Here is an 18,209-nt window from a genome sequence, read left to right as displayed (position 1 = left end):
GTGCTCCCATTATTTATGTCATTATCGAAATTAAGCGGTTAGTTAGCGAGTTGCTTAATCGTATTGGCATAGTTTAAGGGGTCTTGTTGGTGTGTATTATGACCTAGACCAGTAAAACAGCGGATTTTAATATTTTTAAGTGTTGGAAATAATGCGGCGACCCGCGCAAATTTAGTGTCTTTTTCACCATATAAATAAGTAATGGGTAAATCGGTTTTTTTTAAAAAGTGACTGGCACATTGTTGATTCGCTAAACTGGTTGATAACAACATATTAGCTAGAAATACACCGTAGTTATGACTGCGTTTCTCAATAATGAATTGTTTTTGAATGTCATTAAGGTCATTAAAAATAGGCTGTGAGTACCATTGCATTAAGCTTTCATCGATGGCATTGGTTGCAAAGTGTGATGCCCACTCTAGATCAAATTGTCGTCGTTGTTGTTTTTCTTGCTCGTTGTCTAAGCCTAGATGACAAGACTCTAATACCAGGTGCTGTAAACGTTGGTCTGCCTGCGTGCGTGCATAATCTAAGGCGATGCGTCCGCCTAGGGAGTAACCAATTAATATAAAAGAGTGGATATTTAATGTTGCGAGGGTGAATTGTATTAATTGGTGGCAGTTTTCGAAGCCGTTTTCTAGTGAAATCACACAGCCTGCGGATCGGCCATGGCCTGGTAAATCTATAGTGACACAATGATAATCATCTTTGAGTGCTTCGATGGTGCTTTGCCAATCGTTACGGTTGCCTAAAAATCCATGTAAAAAAACTAACGTAGGGTGAGACGTTGAACCTTGCTGTTCACTATATAATGGCATTTTTTATCTGCTCCTTGATAGTGTCTAATTGTCGTGCTGTTAGTGTGTTATCGGTACAAACCTCGATCAGGGTAGTGCAATTTTGCGTGTTATTCATTAATGCTGTTTGATAGTGTGCTTTAAATTCAGAAAATGTTCTAGGTTTTGTATAATTGATGGAAAATTGTGCGCAAGTTTGAGCAAAGGTCAGACCATGCGGATTTTGATAAAACTGCTGTTGCTGTGCTGCTGGCACTGGTAATAGATTAAAGATCCCACCTCCATCATTATTCAATAATAATATGATAAAAGGGTTATTTAGTTGCTTGAACAGGGCTAGAGAGTTTAAGTCATATAGGAATGAAGTATCACCAATGACTAAGCTACTTACTGTATTTTTTTGTTTAGCAATACCTACCGCTGTCGCTATTAAACCATCAATGCCGCTTGCTCCTCGATTACTATAAATTTGTGCAGCTGTGCAAGCGAACATATCTGCAATACGGATAACAAGGCTGTTACCAAGCATAATTTGCTTGGATGAATCATTGAGCAGATAAGTGATACTGTTAATTTCATTAAGATTTGGCGAATGAGTATAGGTTGTTAATGTTGTGTTGAGCTTTTTCTGTATATTAACTATTTTACTTAACCAGTCTTGATCTGGGTGACTTTGTTGCTCCACGGAACAAACGAAAGTACTGGCCGAAGTAATAAAACGCTGAGTAGCACTGTGAGTAGGATCAATTCTTTGCTGGTGCTCTGATACGACCCAAAGCGATGCCGTACTGTTATCAATTAATTGAGTAAGTCGTTTGCTAATTAGCTGGTCAGAAAATTGTATGATCAGCGCAGATTCTTGTATCAAATCAGAAAATGTTTGATTCATTAATAATAGATCATAGTGAAGGATATTCTGTTCTGAATTTTGCAGTTGAGACTGTACATCAGCGAAAAGTGGCAGTTGATGTTGAATACAAAATTGCTCAATGGCTAGAGCTTGTTGTTTGTTCTGTAGTCTTCCCGCTATAACTAATGTTTTTGGGCTCGGTAAATTAATAGGGCTGGATAAAGTAATAGATTCTGTTTGGTAATAATAAATGAATGGATCAACTTGTTCAGTCCAATACTTTAAACTACTTAAATAATCCTTAAAATTGATCAACTCTTGCTTAGGGTAAAGTGGCTCTGTAAAGCTGATATTAAAATGAATAGGACCTTGATTCATCTCTTGCAAAGCAACCCCTTGATTTAGTGACGATAATAAATAATTAGGTTGAATTTCGGTGGTCGGACTAGGTATCTGTTTAAAAAAAACTGGGTAATGAGCAAAAATATGCTGTTGTTCTATCGCTTGATTAGCCGCGCAGTCAATTAGTTCCGGTGGTCTGTCGGCTGAAAGAACAATTAATGGTAAGTGGCTTTGTCTTGCTTCTATTATTGCTGGGTATAAGTTTGCAACTGCGGTACCTGAGGTAGTAATTATTACAACAGGTTTAGCGGATGCTTTACATAGACCAAGCGCAAAGAAGCCTAACCCTCTTTCATCAAAATGAACATGAGGTATCGTTTTTGCGTGATTTGCTACTGCTAATGTTAAAGGGGTCGATCTAGAGCCTGGTGCAATACAAAAATCTTTAATGCCGTGACGAGTCAGTTCTTCTATTAACAAGCTTGCCCATAACAAGTTAATATTTGCATGATAATATGAAAACGAATTATAGTTGTCTGCATCCATCTGTAAATCTCCTGTATCTATTCCTTATCGACTATTTAGAATAGTTAAAATCGTCTCTATTTTATTATCGAGTTCTCGCCACTCGTCACTGGCAATTGATCCTGTGACAATGCCAGCTCCAGCAAATAGCTTAATGCAATTTTTTTCAATCAAAGCACTTCTGATTGCAACACTGAAATCACTTTTATGTCGGCTAATATAGCCAACTGCTCCAGCATACCAACCCCTCACATAAGGCTCATTATCATTGATAAATTGCAGTGCGGATGATTTGGGAATGCCCCCGACCGCTGGTGTTGGGTGTAATTTATGTAGTAGTTGACTATCTTGTACTTGTTTGGGAAGGCTTGCTTTGATCGGAACACATAAATGTTGCACATTCTGTAATTGCATCACATGGACAGGGGAACTGACTACCTGTGCTTTTAATTGTTTTAAACTCGCAACAATAAACTCTTGTACGATATGATTCTCTCGATCTATTTTTTTGTCATGTAATAACCCTTGCAATAAAAGTTGATCTTCATCATTGCTGCGCCCCCTGGGGGCTGTGCCAGCTAACGCTTCGGTAGAAATAGATTGATGGTTTCGTGAGTATAAGCGTTCTGGTGAACAACTAATAAAGCTGCGTTGATCTGAGAGCTTAAATACATAATGAAAACTATTAATGTTCGCTTCTTGCCATAAGGCCATAATATCCCAAACGTTGATTTTGCAATCAAAACATAACTCAGTTTCTCTGGATAACACCACTTTAGGAAGCAGTGCTTTGTATTCTATTGCTAACCCAACCAATTCAGACCATTGTTGTTGATTGGGCGCATCTTTCCTGTTTATCAGTGTAAGTGAAAGGAGTGAAGTTGGTTGCGGTAACTGTAGTTTTTTGACTGTCTTAATACTATTATCAACGCTATTCTTACCATTGAAATGAAACACCACTTGATACTGATTCTCTATTATTTGAAAAACCATTAATGGACGAATAAAGTATGTTGCAGGAAAGCCTTTCCATTGTTCGCCTTGTTGTTGGAAGGCTAGCCCACCTAAATAAAGTTGTTGGTTAAGTGTATCGGGGATATGATTTAGCGTTTCAATACTACCAAAGCTAGCCAGCGTATGCGTGTGTTCTTTATTTTGCCAATAGATATGAGGGTATAAGCCTTCGTTATTGTGTATGGTGTCTTGTTGGCCATTAAGTAACGCTAATAGTGGAATGGGCTCAATGACAATGATTAAGTTTTGCAATGGGTATTGTCCATGATCAAAACGAAATGATTGTAGTTCCTGTATTAATTGTTGTTGAAATTGCTTAAATTTAGGCATTAGTGCGTTACAACTATTGTTGGTTAATCAACATTTATATAACACTATCTTAACCATCACCGCTGTATTGTTATTGATAAATATCATCGTTTAGCGTTTTATTCATATAGGATTATTTAGTGAACAAATTCCAAGTTTGGGTTCAAGCCTGCCGTTTACGTACTCTGCCTTTGGCTGCCTCTTCTATTATTGTTGCTGGTGGACTTGCTAAGCACTATCAGGTTTTTGATATGGGGATTTTTCTATTATCTTTATTAACGGCTTTGTTATTACAGGTCTTATCCAATCTAGCGAATGATTATGGTGATGCATTGACTGGTGCTGATGAACAAAGAGTAGGGCCTCAAAGAATGATGCAAAGCGGACTTATTAGCAGAACCGCAATGCAAAAAGCACTTATATTTGTCACCTTTGCTTGTCTTCTTTCTGGTTTATTTTTATTGGTGCGATCTTTTGGTGATGACCTTTCACATTGGTTGGTTTTTATCGGCTTAGGTATCGCGGCCATTATCGCGGCAATTACTTATACCATGGGTAAGATCCCCTATGGATATCGTGCCATGGGTGATATTGCTGTATTTCTATTTTTTGGTTTATTAGGTGTGTTAGGTAGCTTTTATTTACAAGCCTTAACATTACCGCACGCTATCCTACTGCCCGCTGTTAGTATTGGCCTGTTAAGCGTGGCAGTATTAAATATTAATAATATGCGTGATCTAGTAAACGATAAAGCGGCCAATAAAATTACTTTAGTGGTTTTATTTGGACGCAAAAAAGCATTTGTTTATCATCTATCAATTCTAATTGCTGCGATGATGTGCAGCGCTGTGTATATTTATACTTTACCAAGTAGTCAATTTTGGCAATTCCTATTTTTATTAATTGTTAGCCCATTAATTAAAAGTTGTACGCAAATTTCCATTGCTTTGAATGGCTCTGAAAATGAGAGTGTAATTTTTAATGAACAGTTAAAAAATATGGCAATCAGTACTTTTGTTTTTTCGTTGTTGTTTTCTATTGCACTGATCACATGAACTGCTTAATTTTGCGACTAAATACTGTTTTAAATAACAGTGTTTAGGTTTTTTTTCGCGTTTTTCAGAAAATATGACAAAATAAAGTAGAAAAAAACAACATATTTCCGCTTTTTTCTAAATACTGTGTTCTGTTTAACTACAAAGATTGTATAATGCCGCGGGAATATAGCCTCCAATTTTTTACATACAGAGTATAAAAAATGACAGATTTAAGTAAATACAGAAACATTGGTATTTTCGCGCACGTTGATGCGGGTAAAACCACAACTACAGAACGTATCTTGAAACTTACTGGCCAGATCCACAAAACTGGTGAAGTACATGACGGCGAATCTACAACTGACTTCATGGAACAGGAAGCTGAGCGCGGTATTACTATCCAATCTGCTGCTGTAACTTGTTTCTGGGACGATCACCGTTTTAACGTTATCGATACTCCTGGACACGTTGACTTTACAGTTGAAGTATATCGTTCTCTTAAAGTACTTGATGGTGGTATCGGTGTATTCTGTGGTTCTGGTGGTGTTGAGCCTCAGTCAGAAACTAACTGGCGCTACGCGAATGACTCTAAAGTTGCTCGTATCATCTTCGTAAACAAATTAGACCGTATGGGTGCTGATTTCTACCGTGTTGTTAAGCAAACTGAAGACGTATTAGGTGCTAACCCACTAGTTATGGTATTACCGATCGGTATTGAAGATGACTTCTCTGGTGTTGTTGATCTATTAAGCCGTAAAGCATACGTTTGGGATGATTCTGGTCTTCCAGAAAACTATGAAATCCAAGATGTTCCTGCGGACATGGTTGATAAAGTAGAAGAGTACCGTGAAAAGTTAATCGAAACTGCGCTAGAGCAAGACGAAGACCTACTAATGGAATACTTAGAAGAAGGTACTGAACCTTCTATTGAAGACGTTAAGCGTTGTATCCGTGCTGGTACTCGTACAATGGACTTCTTCCCTACTTACTGTGGTTCTGCATTTAAAAACAAAGGTGTTCAACTTATCCTTGATGCTGTTGTTGATTACTTACCTTGTCCTACAGATGTTGATCCACAACCTCTTACAGATGAAGAAGGTGAACCAACTGGCGAAGTAGCAACTGTTTCTGCTGACGAAACATTTAAAGCATTAGCATTCAAAATCACTGATGACCGTTTTGGTTCTCTTACTTTCGTACGTATCTACTCAGGTACTCTTAAGAAAGGTGACACAATCCTTAACGCTGCAACAGGTAAAACTGAGCGTGTTGGTCGTATGTGTGAAATGCAAGCTGATGACCGTAACGAACTTACTTCAGCACAAGCGGGTGATATCATCGCTATCGTTGGTATGAAGTCTAACGTTCAAACTGGTCACACATTATGTGATCCAAAAAATCCAATCATTCTTGAAGCAATGGTATTCCCAGAACCAGTAATCTCTATCTCTGTAACACCAAAAGATAAAGGTTCTACTGAGAAAATGGGTATCGCTATCGGTAAAATGGTTGCAGAAGATCCAACATTCCGTGTTGAAACAGACCAAGATTCAGGTGAAACTATCCTATCTGGTATGGGTGAACTTCACTTAGATATCAAAGTAGATATCCTAAAACGTACTTACGGTGTTGAGTTAGTTGTAGGTGAACCTCAAGTTGCTTACCGTGAAACAATCACACAAGCAGTTGAAGATTCTTACACTCACAAGAAACAATCTGGTGGTTCTGGTCAGTTCGGTAAAATTGATTACCGTATCAAGCCTGGTGAAGCTGGTACTGGCTTTACGTTCACATCTACAGTTGTTGGTGGTAACGTACCTAAAGAATTCTTCCCTGCAATCGAGAAAGGTTTCGAAGGCATGATGGATAACGGTGTACTTGCTGGTTTCCCTGTATTAGATGTTGAAGTTGAATTATTCGATGGTGGTTTCCACGCCGTGGATTCATCTGCAGTAGCATTTGAATTAGCAGCACGTGGTGCATTCCGTCAATCTATCCCTAAAGCGGGTGCTCAACTTCTAGAGCCTGTTATGTCTGTTGACGTATTCACGCCAGACGATCACGTTGGTGACGTTATCGGTGACCTTAGCCGTCGTCGTGGTATGATTGCTGGTCAAGAAGCTGGTGCTTCTGGTGTTCGTATTAAAGCTGACGTACCTCTTTCAGAAATGTTTGGTTACATTGGTTCACTACGTACAATGACTTCAGGCCGTGGTCAGTTCTCTATGGAGTTCAAAAACTACATGCCTTGTCCTTCAGCAGTAGCTGATGCAGTAATCGAAAAAGTAAAAGCTGAAAAAGAAGCTGCTAAGAAATAATATTTCTTAACAATCTTTGAAAGTTCGAGCCCTAATGATGAAAGTCATTAGGGCTTTTTTGTGGCCTTAAGAAGTTAGCAAAAGTTAAGTTAGCAAAAGCGTTTGGGCACATCATCTTCAGTTCACTACGTACAATGACTTCAGGTCGTGGTCAGTTCTCTATCGAGTTCAAAAAGGTCATGCCTTGTCCTTCAGCAGTAGCTGATGCCCAATACCCAAAGTAAGTCGAAAAAGTAAAAGCTGAAAAAGAAGCTGCTAAGAAATAATATTTCTTAACAATCTTTGAAAGTTCGAGCCCTAATGATGAAAGTCATTAGGGCTTTTTTGTGGCCTTAAGAAGTTAACAAAAGCGTTTGGGCACATCATCTTCAGTTCAACTACGTACATGACTTCAGGCCGTGGTCAGTTCTCTATGGAGTTCAAAAAGGTCATGCCTTGTCCTTCAGCAGTAGCTGATGCCCAATACACAAAGTAAGTCGAAAAAGTAAAAGCTGAAAAAGAAGTTGCTAAGAAATAATATTTCTTAGCAATCTTTGAAAGTTCGAGCCCTAATGATGAAAGTCATTAGGGCTTTTTTGTGGCTGTTGATAAAGTTATCTCATCTCAATAAATTATTTCTTCTGTTTAATTCCACAGCTTTTTCTTCTATACTCGATGCATCTTGTCGGAGTGCTAATGGGAATTTCCCAAAGGCTGAGACCACATAAGTAACTGTGTTTAAAAAGCAGTTGCGTGGGATCCGTGGAACCTGATTGGGCTAATACCTACGAAGGGAACAAGTAGAAGATATCTGTATATTTTCCATTCTTGGATATTTTTTAACTTCCACATCTATTCGACAAGCAATCTTTTATAAACCGTTTATATTAAACTAGGTAAAGAATGCTATGTCTCAAGAAGTAAATTCAACATTAAAAACCACAGATCGTAAAGGTCTTTCCCGTCGTGAATCACGTGAAGCTGCGCAGGACTATATTCAAAGTTTGAATAATCAGTCTTATCCTAATTCAGAAAAAATCTTTATTGATGGTGAAATTCATCCGATTAAAGTTGCGATGCGTCAAATCCACCAAACTGATACCTTTGTAGGCGGCTCTGAAGAAAACCCAATTTTTGAAAAGAATGAACCTATTCCTGTATACGATACGTCAGGTCCATATACTGACCCTAATATTAAAATAGATGTGCATAAGGGGCTACCACGTTTACGTGAAGCTTGGATTAGTGCACGTGATGATGTGGAAACATTAGAGAGTGTGACTTCTAACTTTGCGCTAGAGCGTTTAGCGGATGAGTCATTAAATGAATTACGTTTTACACATTTACCTAAACCTTTACGCGCTAAAAAAGGTCAATGTGTGACGCAATTACATTATGCTCGTCAGGGTATTATCACGCCAGAAATGGAATACATTGCCATTCGTGAAAATCAAGGTCGTGAGCGTATTAAATGCGATGCGTTACTGTCACAACATGCAGGCCAAAGTTACGGTGCTAACTTACAAGAATCAATCACGCCTGAGTTTGTGCGTTCTGAAGTGGCGAGAGGGCGTGCGATTATTCCATCAAACATTAACCATCCAGAATTAGAGCCGATGATTATTGGTCGTAATTTCTTAGTAAAAGTAAACTCTAATATTGGAAACTCTTCAGTAACTTCATCCATTGAGGAAGAAGTGGAGAAGTTAGTTTGGTCGACGCTTTGGGGCGGTGATACGGTAATGGATTTATCAACAGGGCGTAATATTCATGAAACTCGCGAATGGATTTTACGTAATTCCCCTGTGCCAATAGGTACGGTGCCGATTTATCAAGCTTTAGAAAAAGTAAATGGCGTGGTTGAAGATTTATCATGGGAAGTTTTCCGTGACACGTTAATTGAGCAAGCAGAGCAAGGTGTGGATTACTTTACCATTCATGCTGGCGTGTTGTTACGTTTTGTGCCGATGACGGCTAAGCGCGTCACAGGCATCGTTTCACGCGGAGGTTCAATCATGGCTAAGTGGTGTTTGACTTACCATAAAGAAAACTTTGCTTACGAATACTTCCGTGAAATTTGTGAAATTTGTCAGCAATACGATGTGTCATTATCACTAGGTGATGGTTTACGTCCAGGGTCTGTTGCTGATGCTAATGATGAAGCACAGTTCTCAGAATTAGAAGTGCTAGGCGAATTAACTAAAGTAGCATGGGAATACGATGTGCAAGTGATCATCGAAGGTCCGGGGCATATTCCAATGCAAATGATCAAAGAAAATATGGATAAACAGTTAACTGAATGTTTCGAAGCTCCTTTTTATACATTAGGCCCGCTCACTACAGATATTGCACCGGGTTACGATCATATTACTTCTGGTATTGGTGCCGCCCAAATTGGCTGGTATGGCTGTGCAATGCTTTGTTATGTGACACCTAAAGAGCATTTAGGTTTACCCAATAAAGACGATGTAAAAGTAGGGTTGATCACTTATAAAATTGCAGCGCATGCCGCTGATTTAGCGAAAGGTCATCCCGGCGCACAAATCCGTGATAATGCCTTATCTAAAGCGCGTTTTGAATTCCGCTGGGAAGATCAATTTAATTTAGGTTTAGACCCTGTTACATCACGTGAATATCATGATGAAACGTTACCGCAGGAGTCAGGTAAAGTTGCACATTTTTGTTCAATGTGTGGTCCTAAATTCTGTTCAATGAAAATCACCCAAGATGTTCGAGATTTTACAGCTAAGTTAGATTCAGGTGAAATCTCAATAAAAATATTAGATGAAACAATTACCATGTCCGCAGAAGAAGGAATGGCAATTAAAGCGAAAGAGTTTACTGACAGTGGTGCTGAGATATATCAGCCACCTGTTCTCGATAAAGCTTAGTTGCTGAGAGGTTTAACTTAACTCTCCTAGAAAGTGCTAATTGATGCTTAATAGTTATGCACTTTCTACTGAATTAAACTAAACCTCTTCGTGCTAATTTTCGTACAATATTCAATAAATATAAATGGTTAGTTTCGGCTAGTCACGAATAACTAGGATAAGTTAAAGGTTAAATATGAATAATATAGTGTGGACAATCGCCGGATCGGACTCTAGCGCTGGAGCTGGTATTCAAGCAGATCTTTGTACGTTTCATGATCTGGGTGCCGATGGTTGCTCTGTGATATCAGCGGTCACTGCGCAAAACTCACAAGCAGTGCAGCTTGTTGAAAGTGTTTCTGAAAAAATGTTCACACAACAATTAGCTAGTTTAGCGGAAGATATGCCCGCTAAAGTGATTAAAATTGGCCTATTAGCAAGTGTTGAGCATGTCAACATTCTTGCTCAACAGCTAGCTTTATATAAACAAACTTGGACACGTAAGCCGTTTGTTATTTATGACCCTGTTGCAGTTGCGTCGACAGGTGATGAAATGGCAGAAGAGGGGATTAATGAGGTCATCAAAACACAATTATTGCCTCAAATAGATCTTTTAACGCCTAATGCGAATGAAGTCTTAACTTTATCTGGTCATGCTTTAATTTCTGGCGAATCCTTTAAACCCGCTGTAGATAAGCTAATTGATATGGGTTGTGGCAGTGTGTTAATCAAAGGTGGTCATTTTGAGCTGGTGGATAACGTTGCCTTAGATTATTGGAGCGATGGCACAAGAGAAATTGCCCTAACCAGCCCGCGTTTAACGGATGTTCATACCCATGGTACAGGTTGCACGTTAGCCAGTGCGATAGCAGGCGCGATGGCATTAAATTACTTTATTGAAGACGCATTAGTGATTGCAAAAGCTTACCTTAACCAAGGTTTGAAAGCTTCTAAAGCACTTGGTGCTGGTGAAGGGGCTGTAGCACATTGTGGTTGGCCAACAAACCATCAAGATTTTCCTGAGATTGTGCTACCAGAGTCTAGTATCGGTTATGAATTAGATTTACCTGGGCGTTTAGAAGCAGGCCCGGGCTTTACATCTTGCGATACCAATCAACTAGGTCTTTACCCTGTCGTTGACTCGGTAGAATGGATTGAGCGATTATTAAAAATGGGCGTAAAAACTTTACAGCTACGTATAAAAGATAAACATGACGATCAAGTCGAACAACAGATTATTGATGCGATTGCCTTAGGTAAGGCTTACCAAGCGAGGTTATTTATTAATGACTATTGGCAATTAGCGATCAAACATCAAGCTTATGGTGTCCATCTTGGGCAAGAAGATATGGATGTTGCGGATTTACCCCTAATTGCGGATGCAGGTTTACGCCTTGGACTGAGTACTCACGGTTATTATGAGCTATTACGCGCACAGCAGCTTAAACCAAGTTACATTGCGTTAGGCCATATTTTCCCAACACAAACTAAAGATATGCCATCGGATCCACAAGGTTTAGAACGCTTAGCAAAATATGCAGCGCTATTATCTAACACACCTACAGTGGCTATTGGCGGCATTAATTTAGAGCGAGCACCGGCAGTATGGCAGTGTGGTGTGGGTAGTATTGCAGTTGTTACAGCGATAACCAAAGCCGACGATCCACAACAAGTAATTAATCAATTTAATCAAGTCATGAGCCAAGGAAGTGTCAATGTTAAGTGATAATGAATTACTTCGTTATAGCCGCCATCTACTTTTGGAGGAAGTGGGGGAATCAGGGCAACATAAACTAAAACAAGCAAAAGTATTGATTATCGGAATGGGTGGATTAGGCTCACCGGCTGCTCTATATTTAGCCGCAGCGGGTATTGGCCATTTAGTATTGAATGACTTTGACGAGATTGAAGTAAGTAATTTACAGCGTCAAATAACCTATCAAAGCAGTGATATTGGTGAGCCAAAAGTAGAAGTCACGAAACAACGCCTCCAACAGCTCAATTCCGATATTAAAGTGCGTAGCATTAATAAGCAGATGCCTGAACAGCAGTTAAGTATGGAACTAACCATGGCCGATCTCGTTTTAGATTGTACTGATAATATTGCAACGAGACAGATGATCAACAAAGCCTGTGTTGAGGCTAAAGTCCCACTTATTGTAGGGGCAGCTATTCGTTTAGAAGGGCAGCTGATGTTCTTTGACCATAGCCAAGCCGAGTCTCCTTGTTATCACTGTTTATTTCCGAGCTCTGAAGAGCAAACGTTGAATTGCAGTAATTCTGGCATTATCGGACCCGTAGTTGGCACTATCGGTACTTTGCAAGCTTTAGAAGCTATTAAATACTTTGTTGGTTTACCTTCCGGCATTAAAAATAAATTAAAACTGTTTGATGGAAAATCCTTAGATTGGCAAACCTTCGCCATTAATAAAGACCCTCAATGCCCTGTATGCGGACAAGCCTAAATGAAAATACAAGTGAATGAACAAGCATTAATATTGCCAAATTCAATGAATCTTGAGCAATTATTAGTGCATTTAGAAAAACCATTAATAGGCAGCGCAGTCGCTGTCAATATGCAGGTGATTAGCCGTTCAGAATGGACGCAATATAATATCAATGAGGGAGATAATATCTCTCTGTTTCAAGCCATTGCAGGTGGGTAACTATGTTATTTGAAGAAATGAAACAACAAGATCAACTGATTATCGGTGATAAACATTTTCACTCTCGTTTGTTTACCGGTACGGGTAAATTTAATGACCAACAAACTATGGTCGCTGCGTTAAAAGCATCAAAATCAGAACTGGTGACCATGGCACTAAAACGTGTTGATATGCAGCATAAAGATGATGATATTCTTGCACCTTTAATTAAAAATGGCATGAATTTATTACCCAATACCTCTGGTGCTCGTAATGCCAAAGAAGCGGTATTTGCTGCAGAGTTAGCTCGTGAAGCTTTACAAACTAATTGGGTGAAATTAGAAATTCATCCAGATCCTAAATATCTCTTACCAGATCCTATCGAAACCTTAAAAGCAGCCGAAGCATTGGCAAATAAGGGCTTTATCGTCTTGCCTTATGTACATGCAGATCCAGTATTATGTAAACACTTAGAAACCGCTGGCTGTGCTGCAGTCATGCCATTAGGCGCGCCTATTGGCTCTAATAAAGGCATCAAAACAGCTGAATTTCTTGAAATTATTATTGAGCAAGCTAATGTACCTGTGATTGTTGATGCAGGGTTAGGTAGTCCTTCCCATGCGGCTTTAGCCATGGAGATGGGCGCTGATGCTGTACTAGTAAATACCGCCATTGCGGTTGCAGGAAACCCGATCGCCATGAGTCAAGCTTTCGCTAACGCAGTGCAAGCAGGCCGCCAAGCTTATCTAGCAGGGTTAGGCGGGCAAAGTACAGAAGCCGTTGCATCGAGCCCATTAACCGCATTCTTAGAGGCGAGCCTGTGAATTTCAGCGATAAAATAAAAGAGTATCAATGGGATGATGTACGTTTGTCGATTTATGCTAAAACAGCATCAGATGTACAGCGCGCATTATCTAAGTCACGTTTAGACTTAGAAGATTTTAAAGCGTTAATCAGCCCCGCAGCTGCGCCTTTCTTAGAGCAAATGGCACAAAAATCTCAACAGTTAACTTTACAGCGGTTTGGCAAAACACAGCAGTTTTATATCCCACTGTATTTGTCGAATATGTGCAGCAATATTTGTACTTACTGTGGCTTCTCTATGCATAACGCATTGCGTCGTAAAACACTCGACATGCAAGAGATTGAGAATGAATGTATCGCTATTAAAAAAATGGGCTTTGATCATATCTTAATTGTGACCGGAGAATCTGAGCGTAAAGTAGGTATCGATTATTTCAAACAAGCTTTACCTATTATTAAAAAGTACTTTGCCAACATAACCATAGAAGTACAGCCCCTTGATCAAGATGAATATAGTGAACTGATTGAATATGGCGTGAATGCAGTATTGGTCTACCAAGAAACCTATAATCCGATCACTTATGCGGAGCATCACCTAAAAGGAAAAAAATCAGATTTCATTTATCGTCTCAACACGCATGACAGACTCGGTAAGGCTGGCATCCATAAAATGGGATTAGGCAGTTTAATTGGCTTGGAAGAGTGGCGAACAGATTGTTTTTATGTGGCAGCACACTTAAACTACCTAGAGAAAAAATACTGGCAAACACGTTATACTATCTCTTTCCCTCGTTTGCGTCCTTGTGAAGGCGGCATGGAAATAAAATCCGTGATGGATGATAGGCAACTCGTGCAATTAATTTGTGCTTATCGTTTGTTTAATCCTGAGGTTGAGTTATCGTTATCCACTCGTGAATCTGAACATTTCAGAAACCATGTGTTACCGTTAGGCATTACATCACTAAGTGCAGGTTCAAGTACACAACCCGGTGGTTATGCTGAACAAGCAGACAAAGCCCTAGAGCAATTTGAAATAAGCGATGAGCGCTCACCAGCAACCATGGCAAATCTAGTAAAAGCACAAGGTTATGAAGTGGTCTGGAAAGATTGGGACCATAGCCTGACAGGAAAGTAATAGTTATGCTCACAGAGACATAAATCAGTGAATGAGCGCGATAGGTATAACAACCAATAAATTATACCAAGGATATGAAATAAGTATGCTTGGTATTATAAATGAGAATAAAACATGTCCGATGAACAAGAAATCTACGCTACCTTAATCGAAATTCGCGAAGAGCCAACTGCTCTGTATAAAATATTAAAAATCGCTAACCTAGTCTCTGGTGGCGGCGAAGCTAAACAAGCTATCGCAGAAGGATATGTCTCATTAAACGGTGAAGTAGAAACGCAAAAGCGAAAAAAAATCTACGCCGGTGATTTAATCTACTTCAACGAACAATACCTGCAAATCGCCTTAACCGGTGAAACCCAAGATTATGAGTTTGTAGAGGAGTCTGTTGCAACAGAGCAGCAAGCCGAATCCCAATCAGACTATCAAGCCTCATTTGAGCCCGTGGAAAGTAACAACGCGCCTAAGGCGAAGAAACCACGTAAGCCGATTAGTTTTTAAAAGCGTATTTACTCCTTTAAAGCGGAATTTTTCTTTTTATGTAATAAACGCTTTGTCAGCACGGATGTATAAAAATGAGCGAGCCAACTTCTCTCTATAGAAAGTTTACTGGTACAGCAGGGGTCATGATTATTAGTCGTTGCTTGGCGATGGTCTTAGGCATTATTTACGCGCGTTATCTTGGTCCTGAGCAGTTTGGTTTATATAGCTTTGTTTTGTCTATTGTTGCTATGGCTACTTTACCTGCTGTTGCAGGCTTACCCAACTTATTGGTTAGAGAAATTGCGAATTTTCATTTAGAGGAAAAGTGGGGATTATTAAAAGGCGTTATTAATTGGTCTCGTATTTATGTATTAAGTATTTCTTTGACAGTGATGCTAATAATGAGTGGTGCTTTATATTTTAATTTCTTTGAGTCTTCTCTATCTGACTTGCTTTGGATAGCCATTTTCTTAATTCCAATTAAAGGCCTATTAGCACAACAAGGCGCAGTGTTTAATGGATTTAGAAAACCTATCTTCGCGCAATTACCTACCCAAATTTTTGCTCCATTAATGACACTCGTTATTTTGTCTTGCAGTGTTTCTTTTTATGGTGAACTTACTGCCTACAGCTTGCTTTACCTTTCTCTTTTATCTGCTTTTTCTGCATTTATCATTAGTGCTTTTTTGATTAGAAAGAAACTGTTAGTAACATTACATAATGCGACTACTAACTATGTCATTAAAACATGGCATAAAGCTTTATTACCGTTTACGTTGATTGCTTTTATCGGAACGCTCAATACTGAATTAGCAAGTGTTTTTTTAGGGTTTTGGGGAGACATTGAATCAGTGGCTTATTTTAAAGTTGCAATGCAAGGTGTCACATTAGTATCTTTAGGGTTATCTGCGATAAACATGGTTATTATGCCGAATGTGGCGCGTTTATATAAAGAGGGAAATTTAAAAGCGACACAAATGTTATTAACTAAAAGTGTACGTTTAAGTTGTCTTGTTTCACTGCCTATTATTTTAGCATTAGTTTTTTTCGGTGACTTCTTTATTAGTTTATTATTCGGCGATGAATATCTTGCTGCTTATCCTATTTTAATTATTCTTTGTATCGGACAAGCGATGAAACTTTTAATGGGGTCTAGTGGTTTAGTTTTAAATATGACTGGTAATGAAAATTTAGCATTAAGAACGGTTATTATAACGGTAAGTATAAATGTATTTTTACTTACTATATTGATCCCTTATTACGGTAGCTTTGGGGCAGCAATTTCAATCTCTTTAAGCCTTTTTATTAATAACCTTTTAATGGTAATACATGTATGGAGAATAACTAATTTAACAACTTGGTTATGCTTTAAAATATAACATAGGTAACAATAAATGACTGAAACTGCTATTTTAGTTTTACTTTACAACAATCAACCAAATGAAAGTAAAACTCTTAATTCTTTACTTAGTTCTGTTGTTCATTATTTGAATGCGAAATTAGTGATCTGGAATAATGGTCCTAAAAGTTTTAAAAAAACTGAAGTTGCTCTTTATCGTAACTTAGGGTACGAAGTTTTTTTTGAAGAAACATTACATAATGAATCCTTGGCAGTTATTTATAATAGATTTTTATCTTGTTATGATGCAAAAAGGTATATTTTTTTAGACGATGACTCAAACTTAACTGCTCCATATATTTTGGCATCGTGTAAGTCTGAAGTAACTTGCATTTCTCTACCAATTATAAGTTTTAAAAATCAGGTGGTGTACCCTAAAATTCAGAATAAACCATACTATTTTGGTATAAATATAACTGGCAAAAGTAAAGTGATATCAATAGGTAGTGGTTTAGTTATTGGCAGAGACTTTGCGGTTTTTATGAAAAAAAACTATGGGAATGTTTTTGATGAAAGGTTTTATTTTTATGGTGTAGATACTACGTTTTTTCTTCGAATTTTTTATAGTAAATTAACAAGTCGGATAAATATTATTCCTGGATTTATTCATTCGCTATCTCGCTTGGAAAAAGAAAGTAATGAAGTTAAAAGCTTTAGATGTTTAGAAAGAAGCTATGAGAGGGGGTTAATATTTAGATATTATTATTCAAATTCGAAGTGTATTTTAACTTTATCCAAGGACTTAATTACTATTTTTTTTCGTGTTATTTTAAAGCAAAGACAAACTATCAATGCGAGAAGTTTATGTAAGGCATTTTTTTCAGGAAGGCATTATAAAAATAATAAATAAGGTTTTCCTTATATTCTAAAAGTGACGACTAATATGCTACAAATGGGTCTTAATTCAGTTTCTGTTATTTTACCAACTCGAGATCGTGGTGAGTTATTTATGAATGCTATCAACAGTATTCTAGTGCAAACTTATCCCAATATAGAAATCATTATTGTTGATGACTTTTCATCTACTCCTCCTGATCTAAGCGAATTGAATACTAATATCCCAATCCACTATCATAGAAATAAACTTAATTTAGGTGGTGCTAAATCTAGAAATATTGGAGTAGGATTAGCAAGGGGGGACTTTATTTGTTTCCTCGATGATGATGATGAATACTTCCCTGAAAAAATTGAATTGCTATTAAACGAGTTTAAAAAAGATGATTCTTTACATGTGGTTTTTGGAAAAATCATTAAAAAAAGCCAACCATATCAAAAAATAAAACATAAATATTTAAGTGACCGTTACATTAAAACATTAAAAGCGGTTAAGTATTTACATACTAATTCTTCTTTAATAAAAAGAAATGTGTTTAATATAATAATATTCGACGAAAGCTTGGATAAATTTCAAGATACACAACTACATATCGAATTGATAACAAAATTTAAGTGTAAATATATTTTTACGCCTGTCGCGTATTGGAATGATGTCCATGAAAAAAATCAAATTACAGATATGAGGACAAAAGAACAGTACATAAACAGTATCAATAACTATAAAAAATTAATAGTTAGCTTGACGTCTAGTAAAAGCATTAGCTACGGATATAAGTTTTATATGAGGTTAAAGCTTTTTTATATGAAGATTATTTTTCATATAAAATTTAAATAATTAACTCGTTTTACAAAATTTTCTTGTGTTTTT

Annotated in this window: 15 protein-coding genes and 1 riboswitch; of the genes, 12 read left to right on the top strand and 3 right to left on the bottom strand. The window is 37.8% G+C overall.

Features of this window, described 5'->3' with window-relative positions:
- Window positions 1-38 precede the first annotated feature (38 nt).
- The 3 genes from menH to AC0L3W_RS12405 are packed head-to-tail and all read right to left on the bottom strand — an operon-like array spanning window position 39 to window position 3,858.
- Entirely contained in the window at window positions 39-818 is a 780-nt protein-coding gene (menH, locus tag AC0L3W_RS12415) for a 2-succinyl-6-hydroxy-2,4-cyclohexadiene-1-carboxylate synthase (protein ID WP_290039621.1), read from the bottom strand.
- Entirely contained in the window at window positions 805-2,535 is a 1,731-nt protein-coding gene (menD, locus tag AC0L3W_RS12410; RefSeq protein ID WP_409440380.1) for a 2-succinyl-5-enolpyruvyl-6-hydroxy-3-cyclohexene-1-carboxylic-acid synthase, read from the bottom strand. The genes menH and menD overlap by 14 nt, the downstream gene beginning before the upstream one ends.
- A gap of 24 nt (window positions 2,536-2,559) precedes the next feature.
- Window positions 2,560-3,858, bottom strand: a complete 1,299-nt coding sequence (locus AC0L3W_RS12405; RefSeq protein WP_409440381.1) for an isochorismate synthase — start codon at window positions 3,856-3,858, stop codon at window positions 2,560-2,562.
- Between the two features lie 119 nt (window positions 3,859-3,977).
- On the opposite strand from AC0L3W_RS12405, the gene menA reads away from it, so the two are divergent.
- The 12 genes from menA (at window position 3,978) to AC0L3W_RS12345 (ending at window position 18,176) form a co-directional block, all read left to right on the top strand.
- Window positions 3,978-4,892 (top strand): 1,4-dihydroxy-2-naphthoate octaprenyltransferase, encoded by a 915-nt coding sequence (gene menA / locus AC0L3W_RS12400; RefSeq protein ID WP_409440382.1) that lies wholly within the window; start codon window positions 3,978-3,980, stop codon window positions 4,890-4,892.
- Window positions 4,893-5,095: 203 nt separating this feature from the next.
- Window positions 5,096-7,192, top strand: coding sequence for an elongation factor G (gene fusA, locus AC0L3W_RS12395; protein ID WP_290039617.1), 2,097 nt, complete (start codon window positions 5,096-5,098; stop codon window positions 7,190-7,192).
- A 655-nt stretch (window positions 7,193-7,847) separates the two neighbouring features.
- A riboswitch (TPP riboswitch) is annotated at window positions 7,848-7,984 on the top strand.
- Window positions 7,985-8,079: 95 nt separating this feature from the next.
- Window positions 8,080-10,062: a phosphomethylpyrimidine synthase ThiC gene (gene thiC, locus AC0L3W_RS12390; protein ID WP_409440383.1), complete on the top strand. Its 1,983-nt coding sequence runs from the start codon at window positions 8,080-8,082 to the stop codon at window positions 10,060-10,062.
- A gap of 175 nt (window positions 10,063-10,237) precedes the next feature.
- A complete protein-coding gene (gene thiE / locus AC0L3W_RS12385) occupies window positions 10,238-11,767 on the top strand; it encodes a thiamine phosphate synthase (protein WP_409440384.1) in 1,530 nt (509 codons plus the stop codon).
- Window positions 11,757-12,506: a HesA/MoeB/ThiF family protein gene (locus AC0L3W_RS12380; protein WP_290039614.1), complete on the top strand. Its 750-nt coding sequence runs from the start codon at window positions 11,757-11,759 to the stop codon at window positions 12,504-12,506. The genes thiE and AC0L3W_RS12380 overlap by 11 nt, the downstream gene beginning before the upstream one ends.
- Complete coding sequence (thiS, locus tag AC0L3W_RS12375) at window positions 12,507-12,707, top strand: sulfur carrier protein ThiS (protein ID WP_290039613.1); 201 nt, start codon at window positions 12,507-12,509, stop codon at window positions 12,705-12,707.
- A 2-nt stretch (window positions 12,708-12,709) separates the two neighbouring features.
- Complete coding sequence (locus tag AC0L3W_RS12370) at window positions 12,710-13,510, top strand: thiazole synthase (RefSeq protein WP_290039612.1); 801 nt, start codon at window positions 12,710-12,712, stop codon at window positions 13,508-13,510.
- Complete coding sequence (gene thiH, locus AC0L3W_RS12365; protein WP_290039611.1) at window positions 13,507-14,625, top strand: 2-iminoacetate synthase ThiH; 1,119 nt, start codon at window positions 13,507-13,509, stop codon at window positions 14,623-14,625. The genes AC0L3W_RS12370 and thiH overlap by 4 nt, the downstream gene beginning before the upstream one ends.
- 114 nt (window positions 14,626-14,739) lie before the next feature.
- The gene (locus AC0L3W_RS12360) at window positions 14,740-15,123 is read left to right on the top strand and encodes an RNA-binding S4 domain-containing protein (protein ID WP_409440385.1); all 384 of its coding nucleotides are present in this window, start codon (window positions 14,740-14,742) and stop codon (window positions 15,121-15,123) included.
- Between the two features lie 74 nt (window positions 15,124-15,197).
- Window positions 15,198-16,484 (top strand): flippase, encoded by a 1,287-nt coding sequence (locus AC0L3W_RS12355; protein WP_290039609.1) that lies wholly within the window; start codon window positions 15,198-15,200, stop codon window positions 16,482-16,484.
- A gap of 15 nt (window positions 16,485-16,499) precedes the next feature.
- Window positions 16,500-17,354, top strand: coding sequence for a hypothetical protein (locus AC0L3W_RS12350; protein ID WP_409440386.1), 855 nt, complete (start codon window positions 16,500-16,502; stop codon window positions 17,352-17,354).
- A gap of 33 nt (window positions 17,355-17,387) precedes the next feature.
- Window positions 17,388-18,176 carry a glycosyltransferase family 2 protein gene (locus AC0L3W_RS12345; RefSeq protein WP_409438745.1) on the top strand — a complete coding sequence of 263 codons (789 nt, stop codon included), beginning with the start codon at window positions 17,388-17,390 and terminating at the stop codon, window positions 18,174-18,176.
- Window positions 18,177-18,209: the final 33 nt, after the last annotated feature.

This window comes from Psychromonas sp. KJ10-5, assembly GCF_055808325.1.
Note: the sequence above shows the minus strand (reverse complement) of the source record. Positions and strands in the feature narration are given on the sequence as shown.

Bases quoted from the DNA above. Each gene is read 5' to 3' on its own strand.
- AC0L3W_RS12355 (WP_290039609.1), top strand. From the start codon at position 15,198: ATGAGCGAGCCAACTTCTCTCTATAGAAAGTTTACTGGTACAGCAGGG.
- thiS (WP_290039613.1), top strand. From the start codon at position 12,507: ATGAAAATACAAGTGAATGAACAAGCATTAATATTGCCAAATTCAATG.
- thiE (WP_409440384.1), top strand. From the start codon at position 10,238: ATGAATAATATAGTGTGGACAATCGCCGGATCGGACTCTAGCGCTGGA.
- menH (WP_290039621.1), bottom strand. From the start codon at position 818: ATGCCATTATATAGTGAACAGCAAGGTTCAACGTCTCACCCTACGTTA.
- AC0L3W_RS12360 (WP_409440385.1), top strand. From the start codon at position 14,740: ATGTCCGATGAACAAGAAATCTACGCTACCTTAATCGAAATTCGCGAA.
- AC0L3W_RS12350 (WP_409440386.1), top strand. From the start codon at position 16,500: ATGACTGAAACTGCTATTTTAGTTTTACTTTACAACAATCAACCAAAT.
- AC0L3W_RS12380 (WP_290039614.1), top strand. From the start codon at position 11,757: ATGTTAAGTGATAATGAATTACTTCGTTATAGCCGCCATCTACTTTTG.
- AC0L3W_RS12345 (WP_409438745.1), top strand. From the start codon at position 17,388: ATGCTACAAATGGGTCTTAATTCAGTTTCTGTTATTTTACCAACTCGA.
- AC0L3W_RS12405 (WP_409440381.1), bottom strand. From the start codon at position 3,858: ATGCCTAAATTTAAGCAATTTCAACAACAATTAATACAGGAACTACAA.
- fusA (WP_290039617.1), top strand. From the start codon at position 5,096: ATGACAGATTTAAGTAAATACAGAAACATTGGTATTTTCGCGCACGTT.
- menD (WP_409440380.1), bottom strand. From the start codon at position 2,535: ATGGATGCAGACAACTATAATTCGTTTTCATATTATCATGCAAATATT.
- thiC (WP_409440383.1), top strand. From the start codon at position 8,080: ATGTCTCAAGAAGTAAATTCAACATTAAAAACCACAGATCGTAAAGGT.
- AC0L3W_RS12370 (WP_290039612.1), top strand. From the start codon at position 12,710: ATGTTATTTGAAGAAATGAAACAACAAGATCAACTGATTATCGGTGAT.